Genomic DNA, 17,546 nt, shown 5'->3' on the forward strand with positions numbered 1-17,546 from the left:
TCATGATTCGAAAAACATCTTACCTTCCATCATACCATTCCAAGCGCCGAGGGGCTAGAACTGTTCTTTTTTCTGCGTAACCTGGCTATGTTAAAATAGGGAAAGATTATCCAACATAAAAACAGAAAGAAGGTAACCTATGGACATGCGCTGGAGCCTCGATGCCTTATACCCCTCCTTTGAATCCGACTCTTTTAAGAATGACTTTAAGAAATGCATGTTTGAGATAGAGAATTTAAAGGACTGGGCAAAAACAAATCTCAGCAATCAGCAATCTCCTGTTGAAACGATGGAGGATTTCCTGTCTCGCTTAAACCAGTTTTATCAACTCTATACTCGCTTGCACAGCTTTGCCGAATTAAGCTTGAGTGTTGATGCCAAAAACGAAACCGCCTTACAGATGTCAGAACGGCTGGAGGAAAAGGTTACCGAGCTGGTGGAGCCAACCGTCATGTTTCAAAAATGGCTTGGAGTTTTTGAAAATTTAGAGAGCATCCTGGCTGAAAGCCCACTGCTCACAGAACACCGTTATTACCTTACAGAAGCGGCCAAGCAAAACCGGTACCTTCTTAGTGAAAAAGAAGAAGTGCTGATGGCACGAATGAAAAATACAGGCTCTAACGCGTGGTCCAAGCTGCAAGAACTGCTGACATCTACTCTATTGGTAGATATCCATATTGATGGGGAAGACAAGCAGCTGCCGCTATCCGTGGTCAGGAACATGGCCTATGAGAGTGATTCGCAACGGAGAAAAACTTCGTATGAAGCTGAACTAAAATCGTATAAGAAAATTGAGGATTCCTCTGCTGCTGCCTTGAATGGAATAAAAGGAGAGGTGATTAGCACCTCAAAAATGCGCGGCTATGCCTCTCCTTTGGAGAAGACGCTGATGGATTCTCGAATGGATGAAGAAACCTTAAATGCCATGCTAACGGCCATGAAGGAAAGCTTGCCAGCGTTCCAGCGTTTCTACCGTAAGAAGGCTGAGCTGCTAGGTCACAAGAATGGACTTCCCTTTTACGATTTGTTTGCCCCTATGGGCGATGTAGATATGACGTTTACTTATGAACAGGCCCGAGAATTTATTGTGAAGCATTTTCGCTCGTTTAGTGACAGGCTGGCGGATTATGCAGATCATGCCTTCGAAGGGGGGTGGATTGATGCAGAGCCCCGGGAAGGTAAGCGAGGGGGGGCCTTCTGCTCGAACTTGCACACGATCAAAGAAAGCCGTATCTTAGCAAATTTTACAGGCAGTTTCTCCGATGTGACGACCTTAGCTCATGAACTGGGACATGGGTATCATGGAGCATGTTTGAATGAGGAGAGTTTTCTGAACAGCGACTATCCAATGCCCATTGCCGAAACGGCCTCCATCTTTTGTGAAACGATTATTAAGAACGCAGCTATTCAAGAAGCAAGCGATGAAGAGGCTTTTGTCATTTTAGAAAATGAACTGTCCGACTCGGGACAAGTCATTGTCGATATCTATAGCCGATTTTTGTTTGAAAGTGAGTTGTTTAAGCGTCGGGAAAACAGCTCCTTATCGGTAAACGAGCTAAAGCAGATTATGCTGGATAGCCAAAAGCAGGCCTATGGCGATGGGTTAGATCCGGAATATCTTCATCCGTACATGTGGGCTTGCAAGCCTCATTATTACTATGCGGATTACAATTACTACAATTATCCTTACGCTTTCGGTCTCTTATTTGCTAAGGGATTATACGCAGAATATTTAAAGCGTGGCAAGGCTTTTATACAAGAATACGATCACTTGCTTTCCGTAACAGGGAAGATGGACATTAAGAGCGTGGCTGAAATCATGGGTGTGGATGTGACTTCTGCAGACTTCTGGAGAGGTTCGCTGAAGTTAATTGAGAAGGATATTGAGAAATTTATTAGTTTGAGAAAATAGGGGCGGCTTAATCTATTTTCGCTAGGTGAAGATTTTGCATAATGGGAGAAAGTCCTTTTTATTTCCTTGAAAATATAAAAAAAAATCCTTGTTCTAATGGACTTAACAGGAGAAAATCCGCTTATTTTACCATTTTTCTCTCAAAAAAATAAAATAAGCGGAAATTCTCCCGTTATTACTTGAACCAGACCCTGTTCTTTTAGAAACTATTATATTTCCTCTTTAAATTTGGTCATACAAGCCAATCGATAGCCAGCAGCGATGGTTGTCTTGCCCACTTGAAGGGCCCGTTGTTCTAATGGTGTTGGAGGGACGAGCATTTCTGCTCCATCCAGGACATGAACGACGCAGCTTCGGCAAGCTCCTTTGCGGCATATAAATGGAATTCCTTCCCGTTTCGGATCGGTGTAGTGTTCATTTACCGTATCTATGAGGAGCCGGCCAGGCTGAAAATCAACTGTAAATGTTTTGTCCTCATTGTTAAATGCTGAGATGAATAGCTGTTTCATGCAGGGGATTCTCCTTTTTTCCATGATAAGTATGCTGTTGTCGGCAATAAAAGAAAGTTCTAAGTTCCCCCAATTTAGGTGCTGAATATGGCCGGTAAGCAGAGTGATCCATTCCAATAGAAAATAGAAAACAAAGTCCAGATGAAGGTTCGATTTAACATGCCTAGTCCGTCCATAAGGCCAAAAAACTGGTATAAATCATAATGCCATATAATTCGCGGATTCGTGATTTATCTGCTTTATTATAAAACCAAATCCATGAAGCCGTAAACAAGACAATGAAATACATAGAAGTTCATCCCAGTATATGGGTATATTGTTAGGTGTTTAGTCTCAGGAACTGAGGGATAAGAGGGGTTTTTGATTCAATTAGAAATTTACTCTCCTTCAGCTGATTTGGAAGTGGCTTCGTAAGCATATGAAGAGAAAGAGACTAGTCGAAACTAGTCTCTTTATGCTGCCGATTTCATGGCATTAGCCTGTTTTTTCTTGATACCGGCAAATAAGACTCCTATAATGACAATGGCTGTAAAGCCCCACTTAATCACCGGGTTAGCAAAGTATGCCGATAAAAAGGGTTCTTTGACAATCATTTTCGCAGCAGTTAGCGCAAGTACACCTGCACCGATATAGATGATGACAGGAAATCGTTCAATTAAGCGAAGAATCATGGTGCTTCCCCATACCATGATAGGGACACTGATAATTAAACCGATGACAACAAGCAAAAAGTCGCCATGAGCAGCTCCAGCAACGGCTAATACGTTGTCTAACCCCATGACAGTATCAGCAATAATAATGGTTCGAATGGCGGCAAAGATGTTATTACCAGCTTGGACATCTTCATGATCCTTTTCATCAGTAAGAAGCTTATACGCGATCCAGATGAGGAGAAGTCCCCCTGAAACAAGGAGCCCAGGTATCTTCAACAGCCAGACAACGGCAAGGGTGGCAAGGGCTCGGATCACGATGGCGCCTACGGTACCCCAGATAATGACCTTCTTTTGGTTCTCCTTTGGCAAGTTGCGAGCGGCCATTCCAATGACAATCGCGTTATCTCCTGCAAGCACTAAATCGATAACGACAATAGCCAGTAACGCCGATAAAAATTCTGTAGAAAAGAAGTCCATCACTATCACTCCTATTGTTGATGTCTGTAAAAAGTAGTGTATCCCAAACTGGAAACTAGACGCTTACCAAAAAACGGTCTTATGGAATTAAGAAAAAGTATTGAATTAATTATCGGAATACTGTATATTGTATACCAAGAGAGTTATTATGGTTTACACGGTATATATATAACAATGAAAAGGCTCACAATATAGATAAATAAGGAGGATGAAGAGATGCCACAGGTTAAACTTCATTATGGAAACGGTGAGGTCTATGAACAAGAGGTAAAGGAGAATGCTAACCTCGTTGTATTAGCTGGGATTAAAAAATTCCCGCATCTTAAGTACGGTTGTGGAATGGGGAAGTGCACCAAGTGCAAGGTACAAGTCTTAGATGGGGCTGAAGCGTTGGCGCCGCCTAACTGGAAAGAAGAAAAAATGCTGAAGGAACAGTTGCAAGAGGGGTACCGCTTGTGCTGCCAATTATTTATCCAAGATGACGTAGAATTGAAACAAGAATAGAAGGAAAACAAAACGGGGCTGTTCCTAAATAAGGAACAGTCCCGTTTATCTTTGACTTGGCAGGGGCTCTTCTTATTTGTATAGTAATTAAGGACTAAACCATTTAAGATAGGCTGTGAAGGAAATTGAAGACCGTTCCTTACTTCATCCATTATCTAACATTCTTTTCCATCCTTCTCTTTAGTACGGCTTTCTCCATAAATGCTGAAATGTACCTTATGCAGCAATTATCGAGCCTCGGGATTTACCAAAGCTTTATGGAGGTTTTCTCAAAGAATCATTTTAAATTAATTTTGTGGTTTGCCTTATTTTTGCTTTATTTTATGCTGTTTTCTTCGGTTAAACTGATTGCAGATATGATGCTGGAGATTTCTGTCTATTTCTTTTCGAAAGATGATACCCATCCTTCGGTTCTCCAGCATTCGGGAGGGCTTTTTTATTTGATTCACAGCCTTGCCGCCGTTTTTTTTGTTAAATCATTTTGGATTCTTGTCTTCCTGTATATTTTGGCCAACCTTGTTGTTTTTGCTTTTTTGCTGCATAAGCTAAAAGAACAATTTACGCCTTTCAGGAAGGTTGGGATTATATTTATGAATGTGTTCTTTTGGGTCTCGTTTTTATCTGTGATCTATTACGTTGGGCTTAAGTTGTATAATGGTTTAATGAAAAGCATTGGAATTTAAAAAGGTTGTCGCAATATAAAGTGCTTGGCACTTTGTTTTGAGATACCCTTATTTTACTTCGGTGGTAACATAGTGCATAAGTTCTTTCCAAGCCCGCAAGTGAGGGTGATTTTTTTCAACTGCAGCCAAACTCACTGGCTGATCACTTCCTAACCAAATCCCCGTTGTAAACCGATCAGTTAAGCCTACAAACCAAAGGTCTTTGACTTGGTCGGTTGTTCCTGTTTTTCCCCCAATATAAGCTGAAGGAAAGCTTGCCGTTCTCGCGGTTCCCTCCTGAACAACCTTGGATAAAAGCAGACGCATGGTTCCGTTGGCTGCAGGGCTCCAAACGGTTGCAGGGGATTGTTCCCACTGATAAAGCAGGTTTCCCTTTCGATCTGTCACTTTGGTAATCGCTCGAGCCGGCGTGTACTGCCCATGATGGGCAAAAGTGGTATAGGCATTGGTCAGCTCAAGAGGAGTCATGCCATAGGTGAATCCGCCAAGGGCCGCAGGCAGCCGATGATCTTGCTTTGAAACTTTAGCAAAGGAAAAAGGATTTAGATACGTAAACCCTTTTTCAATGCCCACCTGATTAAGCAGCCTTACCGCAGTTGTGTTCAGTGAATACTTGAACGCCGTTTCCAAGGAGACTTTGCCGTACTGCCTGCCGCCATAGTTTTTTGGACAGTAGTTACCGATGCAAAATTTTGCCGCTGGAACCATGGAGTGAATGGAAACCGAGTGGTTATCGAGATATGGTGCATAAACGAGAAGCGGTTTAATAGCTGAACCAGGCTGGCGGTAGCTTTGGAAGGCACGGTTAAAGCCAAGCCTAGGTACGTCCTTTCCGCCAATAAGGGCAATAATTTGATTTTTTTCATGATCGATAACCGCAATGGCTCCCTCGATGTGTTTTTGAGGGACATGCTTAAGCAAGGCTTGTTTGGCTTTTTCCTGCACCTGGGGGTGAAGTGCGGTATGGATGATTACCCCCTCTTTATGGAGAAGTTCTTTGACCCGTTCATTCAATTCGTGTTGAATGGCTTCTTTTTCTTTCCCTAATCCTTGATTCAAAGCCGCCTTATACCCTTCCTGGACGGAGACTAACTCAGCAAGTTCATGGAAAATATAAGTGGAGTAATCGGCATAAAGATGCTTAGCTTGTCCTGTTTTAAGTCGAATAGCCTGCTGACTGGCCTCTTTCATTTGGCTTGATGTTATAAATTGCATGTCTAGCATTTTTTGCAGGATCCATTTTTGTCGTTCTAGGGTATGATCCATGTGTTGCAAAGGATTGTAATAAGAAGGATTATTCGGTATGGCACATAAAAAAGCTGTTTCACCTAAAGTGAGTTGAGAAGCCGGACGGCTAAAGTAATATTGGCTGGCCGCCTCAATTCCATAGACCCCATTATGAAAGTATACCGCGTTAATATAGAGCTCTAAGATTTCTTGTTTGGTCAGCTTGTTTTCCAATTGATATGCGAGGAGAACTTCCTTTAGCTTGCGATCGACCGTTTTTTCATGATTGAGGTACAAGTGGCGAATGAGCTGCTGGGTGATGGTGCTTCCGCCCTGAGCAATATCGTCCTCTTTCACGTTGACCAGAAAAGAACGCGCAATCCCAGAAAGATCAAACCCTTTATGGTCAAAGAAGTGCTGGTCTTCCGTAGCTATAAACGCGTGGATGACGTTAAAAGGGATCTCTTCCCAAGATATATAGCGGCGGTTTTGATCTGGTATCACTTCCTCAAATAAAGCTCCATATTGATCATAGATAAAACTGTTGGTAGGAAGACTAATGTTTTCCGGCTTAATCACGCTGTTCAGTCTTTGGGAGAAGTCCCGGGATACCTTTCTTTCCTCGAGAATATGGACGAAAAGAGCCGAATAAAGTAACAGACAAAGAAGGATCAGCAAAACGCCGATACTCTTTTTCATTTCGGTTTTCCTCCTTTCCCTATATCATAGTAGAATAAACAACATTACTTAATGGGAGGCAAGAGACATGAACGTATGTATGGCCCACCGCGGCTGGTCGGGAAGAGCACCGGAAAATACGATGGCGGCGTTTCTGCTGGCTTTTCAGGAACCCCGCATTCAAGCGGTTGAATTAGATGTGCAGATCTCGAAGGATGGTGTCCCTGTCGTCATACATGATTTTACCTTAGACCGGACAACAAATGGAACTGGATTTGTTTATCAATCTACGTATAGGGAGCTGTCCCAGCTTGATGCAGGGCATGGGGAAAGAATACCTACACTGGAAGAGGTTTTGGCCGCTGCGAAAGGAAGATGTTACGTCAATATTGAGCTTAAGACGGCAGGGGATCTATACCCAGGCATTGAGAAAAAAGTCTTGGATCTCGTGAAGCACCACCAGATGGAAGATGAAGTATGTATGACCTCCTTTGATCATATCGTGATCAGTAAGATAAAGGCTTTGGGTTCTCGCGTGAAAACGGGATTAATCTTTAGCGGAATGCCCATTTTTATTAGGGAGCAATTAAGAGAGGCGGGGGCATCGATCCTTTCCATGGATTATAGATTTTTAACCCAAAGATATGCGGAAGAGGTGATCTCTCAAGGATACTCGTTAGTTGCCTGGACGGTTAACGAGGCGAACATGATCGAAAGAGTGATGAAAATGCATCCCAAAATTCAAATCTGCACCAATCATCCGGAGCGGATGTTTCCTTTCGTAAAGGGGCTTTAAAAGGCCCCTTTACTTTCTTTATCCAGGAGGTATCTTGCATATTGAATGGGATGGCGCAAGCTGATTCGATCCGCTTCCATGTCTGATATCTTTTTCCACAGGGTTCTTCCTGGCTTGATGTTTACTTCAATGATCCAAATTTTCGTCGTGCGGTCTATAGCGATGTCTAAGCCGAGTTCGACCAATCTTTTTCCATAAGACCGTTCAAGAAAGCTCGGAATCAGGTAAGAAACTCGCTCCAGCTTCGAATGGAGCTCTTTGGCAACTGATGGGGAGAATTGTTCTTTCAAAAATGGCAGAACGGGAAAGGCTTGGCCTCCACCCGTTAAGTTGGAGGTAATCTTTTCTTGACTGCCTTGTCGAACGCCCATTCCGGTTAATACCCAGCGGGCGGATCCGTTTTTTTGCATAAGGACCCGGATATCAAAGACGGAGCCATTCTGATCACGGATATCCACCCACTTTTGCACAAGATACCTTTCTTTCGAAAGGATTCCTGCAATAGTCAATCGGAATTCTGCCTCTGAAAAATGTTGCTGCAGCTTCTCGTTTTCTTCCAGTGTATAGCCGTGTTCGTCGAATGAAAGTTTCATGATGCCCTTTCCCCTGGATCCGTTAAGTGGCTTAAGCATGACAGCGCGGTGTTTCTTGAGCATTTGCATAACGGTACTGGTGTTGAGCGCGGGGACTGTGGGCAACAGGTAAGGTTTAAGCTGAAGAGACTTGATCAAGTGCTTATGGATGTTCCACTTGTTTCCCAATCCATATCCGAGAAAGGGCAGCTGGGGATGGGATTTGATTGCTTTAACTTTTTGGAGGGTATCGGAGCCTGAGTAATAGCCTATATCATGGCTGATGGAAGGATAGGGGTGGTCTTGCTTTACCCATCTCCCGAGTTGATAGACATACCCGCGGATAACAGGATGATGTAAGTCTACGTCATCTGGGGTATAAACAATAACCGAAGCAAAGCCTTCTTCCAAGGCGGTGGTAACAAAAGGCAGGTATCGCCGAAGGTCGTTGACTTGATGAACCATGATGCCAAGCACTCTGATGTTCATTCGATCACCTGACTGTGGAATGACTTATTCTACTATATTCTCCTTTTTGAAAAAGGGAGAAGGGCGAGTACCCAATTTATTATCGCATTCAAGGGGATTAAGACCATTGATTGCGGTTTTTTGGTACATAATCCCACCTGTTCTGTGAAAATATAACAGGAAAGGGAGGTGTAAACATGGGATTGCGGAATATGGTGAAAAAAATATTTCGTAGGGATTCGACAGCAACTCCCCATTCGGAAAATGAATCAAGTCAACCGATTCAACCGAATCTGAAACAAAACATACAAAAGATTCGAGATGTTACCGGCTACAGCAAGGATATAGCGGTTCGCGAATTTCCTTTGGGTAAAGATGGGGCGATTCACCTGGCAGTGCTCTACACAGAAGGATTAGCAGATTCCAAAGCGGTAAATGAATACTTGATGAAGAATTTGATGATTGAGGTTCGGAACACGGAAATCAGTTCGATTGGAGCGTTCGGAAAAGATGTCATCGGCCTTCTGAAGGATTACGCGTTATCGATTGGCTCTGTAAGAGAAGAGCGTGAATATGAAAAGATTCTCGATGCCTTGTTATCCGGAGATACACTGGTTTTAGTAGACGGTTATGAAGAGGCTTTGGTCGTTTCGCTCAGGGGGTGGGAAGACCGCGGAGTGCAGGAGCCTTCTGCCCAAACGGTGATACGGGGTCCCAGGCAGGGATTTTCGGAGACTCTGCGGACAAATACAGCCCTTATTCGAAGGAAGATTAGAGACCCTAAATTGTGGGTAGAAGATAGACAAGTAGGGAGAATCACGAAAACGGATGTCGCCCTGATGTACATTAAAGGGATTGCGAATGAAAAGGTCATCGAAGAGACCAGAATCCGCTTAGATAGAATTGATATCGACGGCATCCTAGAGAGTGGTTATATTGAAGAGCTGATCCAGGATGAAACCTACACCCCATTTCCTACGGTGTATCATACCGAGCGTCCCGATACTGTTGCAGCCGCTTTGCTGGAAGGCCGAGTAGCCATCCTGGTAGATGGAACTCCCTTCGTTTTAATTGTCCCTGCCTTGTTCGGCCAGTTTTATCAAGCAGCGGAAGACTATTATCAACGGGCAGACATAGGAACCTTGCTGCGAATCTTGCGCTATTTCTCGTTTTTTATTGCTCTTTTAGCACCATCCTTATATATCGCAATTACGACCTTTCATCAGGAAATGCTGCCTACGCAGCTGCTGATTAGTCTGGCAGCCCAAAGGGAAGGGGTGCCTTTTCCCGCTTTCGTAGAAGCGGTAATGATGGAAGTCACGTTTGAGATCCTGAGGGAAGCGGGAGTGCGGATGCCGAGGGCCGTCGGACAAGCGGTCTCTATTGTTGGGGCGCTGGTAATCGGTCAAGCCGCTGTAGAAGCGGGAATCGTTTCTGCTGCCATGGTCATCGTTGTTTCCATTACGGCAATTTCCAGTTTTGTGCTGCCTGCATTCAATATGGCCATATCGGTCCGGATCCTACGATTTTTTCTGATGATCCTTGCGGCTTCATTTGGCTTATATGGGATTACGATCGGTCTGATTGCCTTAGTGTTGCACTTGTGCAGTCTTCGATCTTTTGGTGTGCCTTATATGACCCCCTTCGCTCCCGCAATAATGGAAGATCAGAAGGATATGATCCTGCGTGTCCCGTGGTGGGGGATGTTCTCGAGACCTCGTTTACTCAGCCAAAAAAATATAGTGCGTGAGGGGAGTCCGCCGACACCTAAACCAAAGCCCAGGAAACAGAAGAATTAAAGGAGAAAGTGTATATGAGAAAAACAGCTTATCTTCTTAGTTTAGCCATGATTTGCATCATGTTTCTGACGGGCTGCTGGAATCGAAGAGAATTAGATCAGCTAGCCATATCCTTAGCCATGGGGATTGATAAAGAAGGTGATCAATACGTGGTGACGCATCAGGTCGTCAATCCCAGTGAAGTTGCTTCGAGCAAAGGGGGAGGGGGAGGCACTGCTACTCCAGTGACAATGTATCAAGGTAAAGGAAAAACGGTATTTGAAGCCAGTAGAAGAGTAACGAAAATTGTCCCTCGAAAGATTTATGCTGCTCATATCCGGGTACTAGTCATTGGGGAGGAGTTTGCCAAAGAAGGATTGGCAAAGGCTCTGGATTTTATATCAAGAGGACAAGAATTCCGTACAGACTTTTACATCGTGTTAGCAAAAGGGGGCAAAGCGGCGGATGCATTGAAAGTGTTAACTCCTTTGGAGAAAATTCCTGCCAATAATATCTTCGAGATTCTGGAAACATCGGAGAAAGCCTGGGCAGCAGCAGGTACCGTTCAACTGGATAAACTAATTAGTGATTTGGTCAGCAAGGGAAAAGAACCCGCTATAACTGGAATTAGAATTAACGGAAATCCAGAGGAAGGGAGCAAGCCGGCAAACCTTGAAAGTACCGATGTCCCTACTCGAGTTACGGTTAGCGACATCGCTGTTCTTAAAGATGGCAAACTTGTAGGTTGGCTTAGTGAACCCGAATCTAAAGTATATAACTATATTATCGGAAACGTTTTTAGTACGGTCATTTCTTTGCCATGCCCGAAAAGAACCAATAAACAAGAGGAGTTTGCTTATGAAGTGATCCGTACAAAAGAAAACGTGAAGGCCCGCATTGATGAAGGAAAGCCGATAATCGAGGTTAAGATTGAGGCTGAAGGCAGTTTGGCGGAGGTTGAGTGTGCACAGCTGGATTTATCTAAGACCGAAACCGTCAGGCAATTGGAAAAACAGTTAAATGATCAAATGGAACAAGAAATAAAAACAGTAGTAAAGGCTGTCCAAAAGAAATATAAGGCCGATATCTTCGGCTTTGGAGAAGTCGTCCATAGGGAAAATCCAGATTATTGGAAGAAGGTAAAGAATGATTGGGAGAAGATATTTACAAAAATTGAAATAAGAGGCAAAGCTGATTTTAAAATCCGCCGCACAGGTACCGTCGGAGATTCTTTCCTCAATGAGTTAGAAAAGGAGAAGTGAACCGATGTTTGGTGTTTTAGGAATCCTTATCTTATCGGCTATCCTGTTTGCGTGGGAGTTAAAGCCACTGATGAAGCAGGGGAGCAAGAGGGATCTCTGGGCATTTTCAGTCATGATGGCCATAGCAACGGGGTTAATGATAGCGGAAGTGTTGGGGGTGAACATTCCGAATCCTAATGAAGGACTTGCCGTGATCTTTTCCCCTATTGGTGAATGGTTGAAGGTGGAATAAAACACAAAAAAGGTGGATGGCTCTTATGGATGGGAAGGCTAAAATTTCAGTTTCCCAATTTTTTCTTCTTGCCCTCTTTTTCATCATCGGAACATCGATATTATTAGTTCCAGCAGGATTGGCAGCTGATGCGAAGCAAGATGCTTGGATAGCCGCGATTCTGGGGATTATTTTTACCCTGCTTGTCGTGTGGTTGTATACCATTTTAGGGAAGCAGTTCGGTGATCAAAACCTTGTAGAATTTAGCGAAAACGTTTTGGGAAAATGGGTGGGTGGATTTATTTCCTTAAACTTTATTTATTTTGGAATACATAATGCGGCTTCACTCTGTTTCTATGTCGGAAATTTTATAGTTACTCAAATCATGACCGAAACCCCCATCCAATTTATTAATGCGACATTTGCCATTGTTATCATAATGGGAATCCGGTTGGGTCTAGAGACAGTGGCTCGGGCGGCTGAAATCTTAATCCCTTGGTTTGTAGGGATGTACCTGGTGGTTGTATTAAGCGTATTGCCTGATATCGAGTTAAGCCATTTTATGCCTGTTCTTGAAAATGGGATTCAACCTGTTCTGAAAGCTGCCATCCCATTGGCAGCGACTTCTGGGTTTGTAGGCATTGTCTTCCTTATGTTTTATCCTTCAGTCATTAACAATAAACAAAAAGCATCAAAAGCTTTTCTTCATGCAGCATGGGTTGGCGGTTCTTTTATTGTTATCATTACAGCTCTTTGCATCATCGTTCTAGGTCCGGACCTTGCAGCGCGTCAAATGTTCCCGACATATGCTCTGGCCAAGAAAATTGAAATCGCCCAGTTTCTGCAAAGGATCGAAGCGCTGGTTGCAGCGATGTGGGTGCTTTCCATCTATTTCAAGGCAACTCTTTATCTGTACTCCAGTATTACAGGTCTCGCGCAAATCTTGAGACTTCAAAGTTACCGGACCTTAACAATTCCCATGGGATTGATCATGATTGTTCTCTCTTTAGTGGTTTATCCGAATACGGTATATATGGGCTATGCTGATAAGATAGTTTTTGTTCCCTACTCCATGGCGATCGGCTTGGGAATTCCCTTTTTGCTTTTATTGGTTGCTCACTTTCGAAAAAGGAAGGGTGCGTTGAAGAAGGGGAGCTAAATCAAACAAAACGTGTTGGGTGTGAGAAGTGTGGAAAATGCCAAAATAACACTTTACCAATTCTTTACTTTACAATTGCTTTTTGGCATCGGGACAGCCATGATGTTTACCCTAGGCGGAGAGGCAAAACAAGCATCTTGGTTGGCCATTCTGTTGGGAATGGCACTAGGTGTGGTTTTGTACCTTATTTATTATGACCTGTACCGAAAATATTCCAATCTTCCCTTAACAGCCTATAGCCAAAGGATTTTCGGAAGACCTATAGGTCAATTCATTAGCATTTCCTATATGTCCTTTTTTTTATATGGAGCGTCAAGGAATGTAAGGGATGGAATCGAATTGGTTTCGCTGAGCTATGGGGAAACCCCCAAGTTGGTACTAGGTATCATGCTAGTGGCGGTTGTTCTCTATGCCATTTTCAACGGGATTGAGGTCATTAGCCGTGTGGGAGAAATGTATATTTTCCTATTTTTTTTTATCACCATCCTTGCAATTATAGGCTTATTTAGTTCTGGAGTAGTAAAAGGAGAAAATTTGCTTCCTGTGCTTGAACCTGGATGGAAAACAATCTTGAAGACAACAATGCAGCAAACCTGGATGTGGCCCTTCGGGGAAATGGTTTGTTTTACGATGATTCTGCCCTACTTAAACCACCCTAAACAAGGGCTAAAGGTGGGTTTGCTGGGGGTTATCCTGACTGGGTTGTTTCTGGCCATGGTTCACAGCCTTGAGGTTGCTGTGTTGGGGGTAGAGCAGGCAGACCGATCTGTTTTTCCATTTATGGAAATGTCTCAAAAAATCAATGTGGGAGATGTCATTCAGCGGTTAGACGCCTTTGTTATGGTTACCATCATCGTAAATGTGTTTTTTAAGATCACGATTTATATTTATGTTGCTGTTGTTGCGGCGGCGAACGTGTTCCCCGTTTCGAAAAACAAGCTGTTTATCCCGATGGGAATCGTGGTACTTATGATTTCGATATTTTTTACAGAGAGCATGGTAGGGCATTGGGTCCAGGGTAGCTTTGTTCTAAAGAATGTATATCCTTTTTTCGGTGCATTCATCCCTTTAACCTTATGGATAGGAGCAATTCTGCGAAAAAAAATCTTTAAAAGATCCCATCGATTTTAGAAAGGCGAAAGAAGCACCAGTCATGTCGTGATGCTTCTTCTCTCTTTACTCTCTGTATTTTCTGAGCCGATATTGCAGTGCAAAAGAGTACTGTCTTGGTCCGATTGAAATTGGAAGACGTCGGTTATGTTTTTCTGTAAAACATCTTCTCTATTCATCGCTTCAATCTCTTCCATTTTTCGGTTATATAAAATGGAGTTTCCCTGTTCGTCAATCACATGGACGCCTTCATTGACCTCATCGAGAATTTTCTCCAAAATGCTTTCATTTTCTAAAATAGTCCCACCTCTTTCCTACCTATTTTACCATGGATGAAGTGCAAAGAAAATTTGCTTAAACCTTGGAGCTTGGACCAGAAATAGCTAATAATTTTTGCTGTTGGTTAGGTTGACCAATAAATTGCATAAAGTATAGGAGAGAACTTTTTAGCAAGCAATCATTTAGAGGAGGCCATCTTTGTGAATACATCTTTTATTATTGAGAAAACCGAAAAGTACGGGGCAAGGAATTATCATCCCCTTCCGATTGTCGTTTCTAAAGCAGAAGGAGTTTGGGTAGAAGATCCGGAAGGAAATCGGTATATGGATATGCTTAGCGCTTATTCTGCCCTGAATCAGGGGCATCGCCATCCAAAGATTATCCAAGCGCTAAAAGATCAAGCAGACCGCGTAACATTGACATCCCGTGCCTTTCATAATGACCGATTAGGGGAATTTTATGAGAAGCTATCCGGCCTGACGCAAAAGAAGATGGTTCTTCCGATGAATACAGGAGCAGAAGCGGTTGAGACAGCAATCAAGGCCGTTCGCCGATGGGCTTATGAAGTAAAGAAGGTTCCTGAGAACCATGCGGAGATTATTGTGTTTGAGGGAAATTTTCATGGACGGACGATTACAGTGACGTCTTTTTCTTCTGAAGAGGAATATAAGCGAGGGTTTGGTCCTTTTACGCCTGGCTTTAAAATCATTCCTTACGGCAATTTAGATGCGCTGAAAAAAGCGATTACCCCCAATACAGCAGCGATTATGATTGAGCCCATCCAAGGGGAAGCCGGGATTCTGATGCCTCCAGAAGGCTTCTTAAAAGGGGCCTATGAGCTGTGTAAGGAAAATCGTGTTGTTTTTATTGCCGATGAGATTCAAACGGGATTTGGTCGAACAGGGAAGCTGTTTGCATGTGATTGGGAGGGCGTGAAACCGGATATGTATATCATGGGCAAAGCGCTTGGCGGCGGGGTGTTTCCCATCTCAGCCGTAGCAGCGGATGAAGAAATACTCAGCGTATTCAATCCGGGCTCCCATGGATCCACCTTCGGCGGAAATCCACTTGCTTGTGCTGTGGCGATTGCAGCTATGGACGTTCTAGAGGAAGAGGATTTAGTAAACCAATCCTTGCAATTGGGAAAGCATTTTATGGATCAGCTAAAGGAAATCCAGAACCCTGTGATTAAAGAAATTAGAGGTAGAGGATTATTCATTGGGGTCGAGCTTCAAGAGAAAGCCAGGCCTTATTGTGAACAGTTAAAAGAAAAAGGACTGCTGTGTAAAGAGACGCATGAGACGACCATCCGTTTTGCACCGCCGCTTAATATTTCAAAAGAGGATTTGGATTGGGCGATCGCACGAATCAAACAGGTTTTGCAAGCATAAGCCGTAAAGACGAGAGGACCCTTTTCCCAAAAGGATTCTCTCTTTTTCATGAGAATCTTGCCTCTTTTCCAAACAAACTTGCTATAATAGCGTTAGTGTAATGTAAGGGGGACTGAATTTGGAGCAGTTAACCTTGCTTTTGTTTGAGAGAATGGGAATTCTCTTGATTCTAACGTTTATTTTGACGCGGATTCCATTGTTTAGGCAGCTGTTGGACCGTGAAGTGAGCATTCGGACTTCCCTTTACTTTTCCATCATTTTTGGTACATTTGGGAGCGCGGGAATTTATGCGGGACTTGTTGTGGCAGAGGATCAACTGATCTCCTCGTTCTGGATTACCACACTGGAAGAGAACCAAGGGATCGCTCATTCCGCCCTCGTCGGGGTTGTAATTGGAGGATTGCTCGGCGGACCTGTGGTAGGTGTAGGAGCAGGATTGATTACAGGGATTCATTTATACAGTTTAGGCGGATTTACAGCTTTAGCCAATGGATTATCGGCACCGATTACAGGTTTGTTTGCAGGATGGATTGCCCGTTTCTTTTCTCATGAACGGGTTATTACCGCATCCAAGGCCTTATTCATCGGGATGTTTGCTCCTATCCTATTGATGGGACTCATTTTAATTTTTTCTTATCCACCAGAAGCGGCTATTGAGCTGGTGAATACGATAGGCATCCCTATGGTTCTGACCAATAGCGTATCTATTGCCATTTTTACGATGATGATCCGTGTAGCCTTACATGAGGAAGAGCGCTCTGCGGCTTTTGAAACCCAGCGCGCATTAAAAATTGCCGAGCTTACCCTGCCTTACCTAAAGAAGGGTCTCACACCGGAAACAGCCCTTGCTACCGCGCATTTGCTGAAGAGGGAGCTGAAGGCTGCTGCGGTAGCGGTTACAGATACGGATTATATCTTGGCTCATGTGGGTATTGGATCCAATCATCATTTGCCAGGTGAGAAGCTGCAAACAGAACTGGCACGAACAGCGATTCGTACAGGAGAGATACAGATCGCTCATCACCGAAACCAAATTCAATGCAGGGACTCTAAGTGCCCGCTAGGTGCATCGATTAAAGTTCCCATTATCCAAGCCGGTCGAGTATCCGGGATTATTGCCCTCTATTTCAAGAGACCACAGCAAATCACGAAGGTAGAGGAAGCTTTGGCGCGGGGATTAGGAACGCTGATATCCAACCAACTAAACCTGGCCTTGGCGGAAAACATGGCCACTCTGATGAAAGATGCGGAGCTGAGAGTCTTGCAGGCTCAAATTCATCCGCACTTTATGTTCAATACCTTGAATGCCATTAATACGCTGATCCGGCTAGATCCCCAGCTTGCCCGCCATGTGACGGTACAGCTAGGGACATATATGCGGCTTAATCTTAAAATGGTGTCCTCTCAGCTTGTCCCGGTTAAACAGGAAATGGGCCATCTCCAAGCTTATATTGAGATTATAAAAATACGATTTGCGGATCAATTTGTTATTGACTGTGAGATGGAGGAAGGGCTAGAGGATGTATTGATTCCTCCCGTTATTTTGCAGCCGCTTGTGGAGAATAGCATTCATCATGGGCTGAAAGGAAAGCCAAATGGCGGGGAAATTCGAATTCAATTGAAACGGGAAGGAGACCTGGTAAAGGTTAGTGTGGAGGATAACGGGTCCGGGATACCAGAGCATGTCATGGAACAGCTCGGAAAAACGTCAGTGAAAAGCGAGGAAGGAAACGGAATTGGTGTTCATAATGCCAATCAGCGATTGATTAGTTTATTTGGACCAGAAGCTAGGTTGCATTTCAAAAATAGAGAAGGCGGAGGATGCCGTATTTCCTTTACCATTCCATATGCCGCCAAATAGAGGAGAGGGGTTCATA

At 43.6% G+C, this 17,546-nt stretch carries 17 protein-coding genes; 11 read left to right on the plus strand and 6 right to left on the minus strand.

Translation table 11 applies throughout. The annotated features are described in order from the left end of the window. The first annotated feature begins 139 nt into the window (after positions 1 to 139). Positions 140 to 1,912, plus strand: a complete 1,773-nt coding sequence (locus ABLT31_RS23590; RefSeq protein ID WP_367756346.1) for a M3 family oligoendopeptidase — start codon at positions 140 to 142, stop codon at positions 1,910 to 1,912. 209 nt (positions 1,913 to 2,121) lie between these two features. On the opposite strand, the gene ABLT31_RS23595 is transcribed toward ABLT31_RS23590, so the two are convergent. The 3 genes from ABLT31_RS23595 to ABLT31_RS23605 form a co-directional block, all read right to left on the minus strand. Next, positions 2,122 to 2,421, minus strand: coding sequence for a 2Fe-2S iron-sulfur cluster binding domain-containing protein (locus ABLT31_RS23595; RefSeq protein ID WP_367756348.1), 300 nt, complete (start codon positions 2,419 to 2,421; stop codon positions 2,122 to 2,124). Between the two features lie 163 nt (positions 2,422 to 2,584). Next, complete coding sequence (locus ABLT31_RS23600) at positions 2,585 to 2,710, minus strand: hypothetical protein (protein ID WP_367756350.1); 126 nt, start codon at positions 2,708 to 2,710, stop codon at positions 2,585 to 2,587. Between the two features lie 163 nt (positions 2,711 to 2,873). Beyond that, a complete protein-coding gene (locus ABLT31_RS23605; RefSeq protein WP_367756352.1) occupies positions 2,874 to 3,551 on the minus strand; it encodes a TerC family protein in 678 nt (225 codons plus the stop codon). Positions 3,552 to 3,767: 216 nt separating this feature from the next. Between ABLT31_RS23605 and ABLT31_RS23610 the strand changes: the two genes are divergently transcribed. Further along, positions 3,768 to 4,055 carry a 2Fe-2S iron-sulfur cluster-binding protein gene (locus ABLT31_RS23610; protein WP_367756354.1) on the plus strand — a complete coding sequence of 96 codons (288 nt, stop codon included), beginning with the start codon at positions 3,768 to 3,770 and terminating at the stop codon, positions 4,053 to 4,055. 218 nt (positions 4,056 to 4,273) lie between these two features. Continuing rightward, positions 4,274 to 4,738, plus strand: a complete 465-nt coding sequence (locus tag ABLT31_RS23615; protein WP_367756356.1) for a DUF5366 family protein — start codon at positions 4,274 to 4,276, stop codon at positions 4,736 to 4,738. 48 nt (positions 4,739 to 4,786) lie between these two features. Here the strand turns inward: ABLT31_RS23615 and ABLT31_RS23620 are convergent, their stop codons facing one another. Continuing rightward, positions 4,787 to 6,664, minus strand: coding sequence for a transglycosylase domain-containing protein (locus ABLT31_RS23620; protein WP_367756358.1), 1,878 nt, complete (start codon positions 6,662 to 6,664; stop codon positions 4,787 to 4,789). Positions 6,665 to 6,731: 67 nt separating this feature from the next. Here ABLT31_RS23620 and ABLT31_RS23625 point away from each other — a divergent pair, with 67 nt between their 5' ends. Continuing rightward, entirely contained in the window at positions 6,732 to 7,439 is a 708-nt protein-coding gene (locus ABLT31_RS23625) for a glycerophosphodiester phosphodiesterase (protein WP_367756360.1), read from the plus strand. Here the strand turns inward: ABLT31_RS23625 and ABLT31_RS23630 are convergent. Continuing rightward, complete coding sequence (locus ABLT31_RS23630; RefSeq protein WP_367756362.1) at positions 7,436 to 8,500, minus strand: YheC/YheD family endospore coat-associated protein; 1,065 nt, start codon at positions 8,498 to 8,500, stop codon at positions 7,436 to 7,438. The two genes, ABLT31_RS23625 and ABLT31_RS23630, sit on opposite strands and share 4 nt — an antisense overlap. Before the next feature lie 176 nt (positions 8,501 to 8,676). Here ABLT31_RS23630 and ABLT31_RS23635 point away from each other — a divergent pair, with 176 nt between their 5' ends. The 5 genes from ABLT31_RS23635 to ABLT31_RS23655 are packed head-to-tail and all read left to right on the plus strand — an operon-like array spanning position 8,677 to position 14,020. Further along, on the plus strand, positions 8,677 to 10,278 hold the full coding sequence (locus ABLT31_RS23635) for a spore germination protein (protein ID WP_367756364.1): 1,602 nt from the start codon (positions 8,677 to 8,679) through the stop codon (positions 10,276 to 10,278). A gap of 14 nt (positions 10,279 to 10,292) precedes the next feature. Further along, positions 10,293 to 11,519 (plus strand): Ger(x)C family spore germination protein, encoded by a 1,227-nt coding sequence (locus ABLT31_RS23640; RefSeq protein WP_367756366.1) that lies wholly within the window; start codon positions 10,293 to 10,295, stop codon positions 11,517 to 11,519. Between the two features lie 4 nt (positions 11,520 to 11,523). Then, a complete protein-coding gene (locus tag ABLT31_RS23645) occupies positions 11,524 to 11,751 on the plus strand; it encodes a hypothetical protein (RefSeq protein WP_367756368.1) in 228 nt (75 codons plus the stop codon). 25 nt (positions 11,752 to 11,776) lie between these two features. After that, positions 11,777 to 12,889 carry a GerAB/ArcD/ProY family transporter gene (locus ABLT31_RS23650; protein ID WP_367756370.1) on the plus strand — a complete coding sequence of 371 codons (1,113 nt, stop codon included), beginning with the start codon at positions 11,777 to 11,779 and terminating at the stop codon, positions 12,887 to 12,889. A gap of 21 nt (positions 12,890 to 12,910) precedes the next feature. Continuing rightward, on the plus strand, positions 12,911 to 14,020 hold the full coding sequence (locus tag ABLT31_RS23655) for a GerAB/ArcD/ProY family transporter (RefSeq protein WP_367756372.1): 1,110 nt from the start codon (positions 12,911 to 12,913) through the stop codon (positions 14,018 to 14,020). 20 nt (positions 14,021 to 14,040) lie between these two features. On the opposite strand, the gene ABLT31_RS23660 is transcribed toward ABLT31_RS23655, so the two are convergent. Next, entirely contained in the window at positions 14,041 to 14,298 is a 258-nt protein-coding gene (locus ABLT31_RS23660) for a PAS domain S-box protein (RefSeq protein ID WP_367756445.1), read from the minus strand. A gap of 180 nt (positions 14,299 to 14,478) precedes the next feature. On the opposite strand from ABLT31_RS23660, the gene ABLT31_RS23665 reads away from it, so the two are divergent. Both ABLT31_RS23665 and ABLT31_RS23670 read left to right on the plus strand, forming a co-directional pair. Then, positions 14,479 to 15,669, plus strand: coding sequence for an ornithine--oxo-acid transaminase (locus ABLT31_RS23665; RefSeq protein WP_367756374.1), 1,191 nt, complete (start codon positions 14,479 to 14,481; stop codon positions 15,667 to 15,669). A gap of 118 nt (positions 15,670 to 15,787) precedes the next feature. After that, the gene (locus ABLT31_RS23670; protein WP_367756376.1) at positions 15,788 to 17,530 is read left to right on the plus strand and encodes a LytS/YhcK type 5TM receptor domain-containing protein; all 1,743 of its coding nucleotides are present in this window, start codon (positions 15,788 to 15,790) and stop codon (positions 17,528 to 17,530) included. The last annotated feature ends 16 nt before the right edge of the window (positions 17,531 to 17,546 follow it).

The sequence above is a fragment of the Ammoniphilus soli genome (assembly GCF_040813775.1).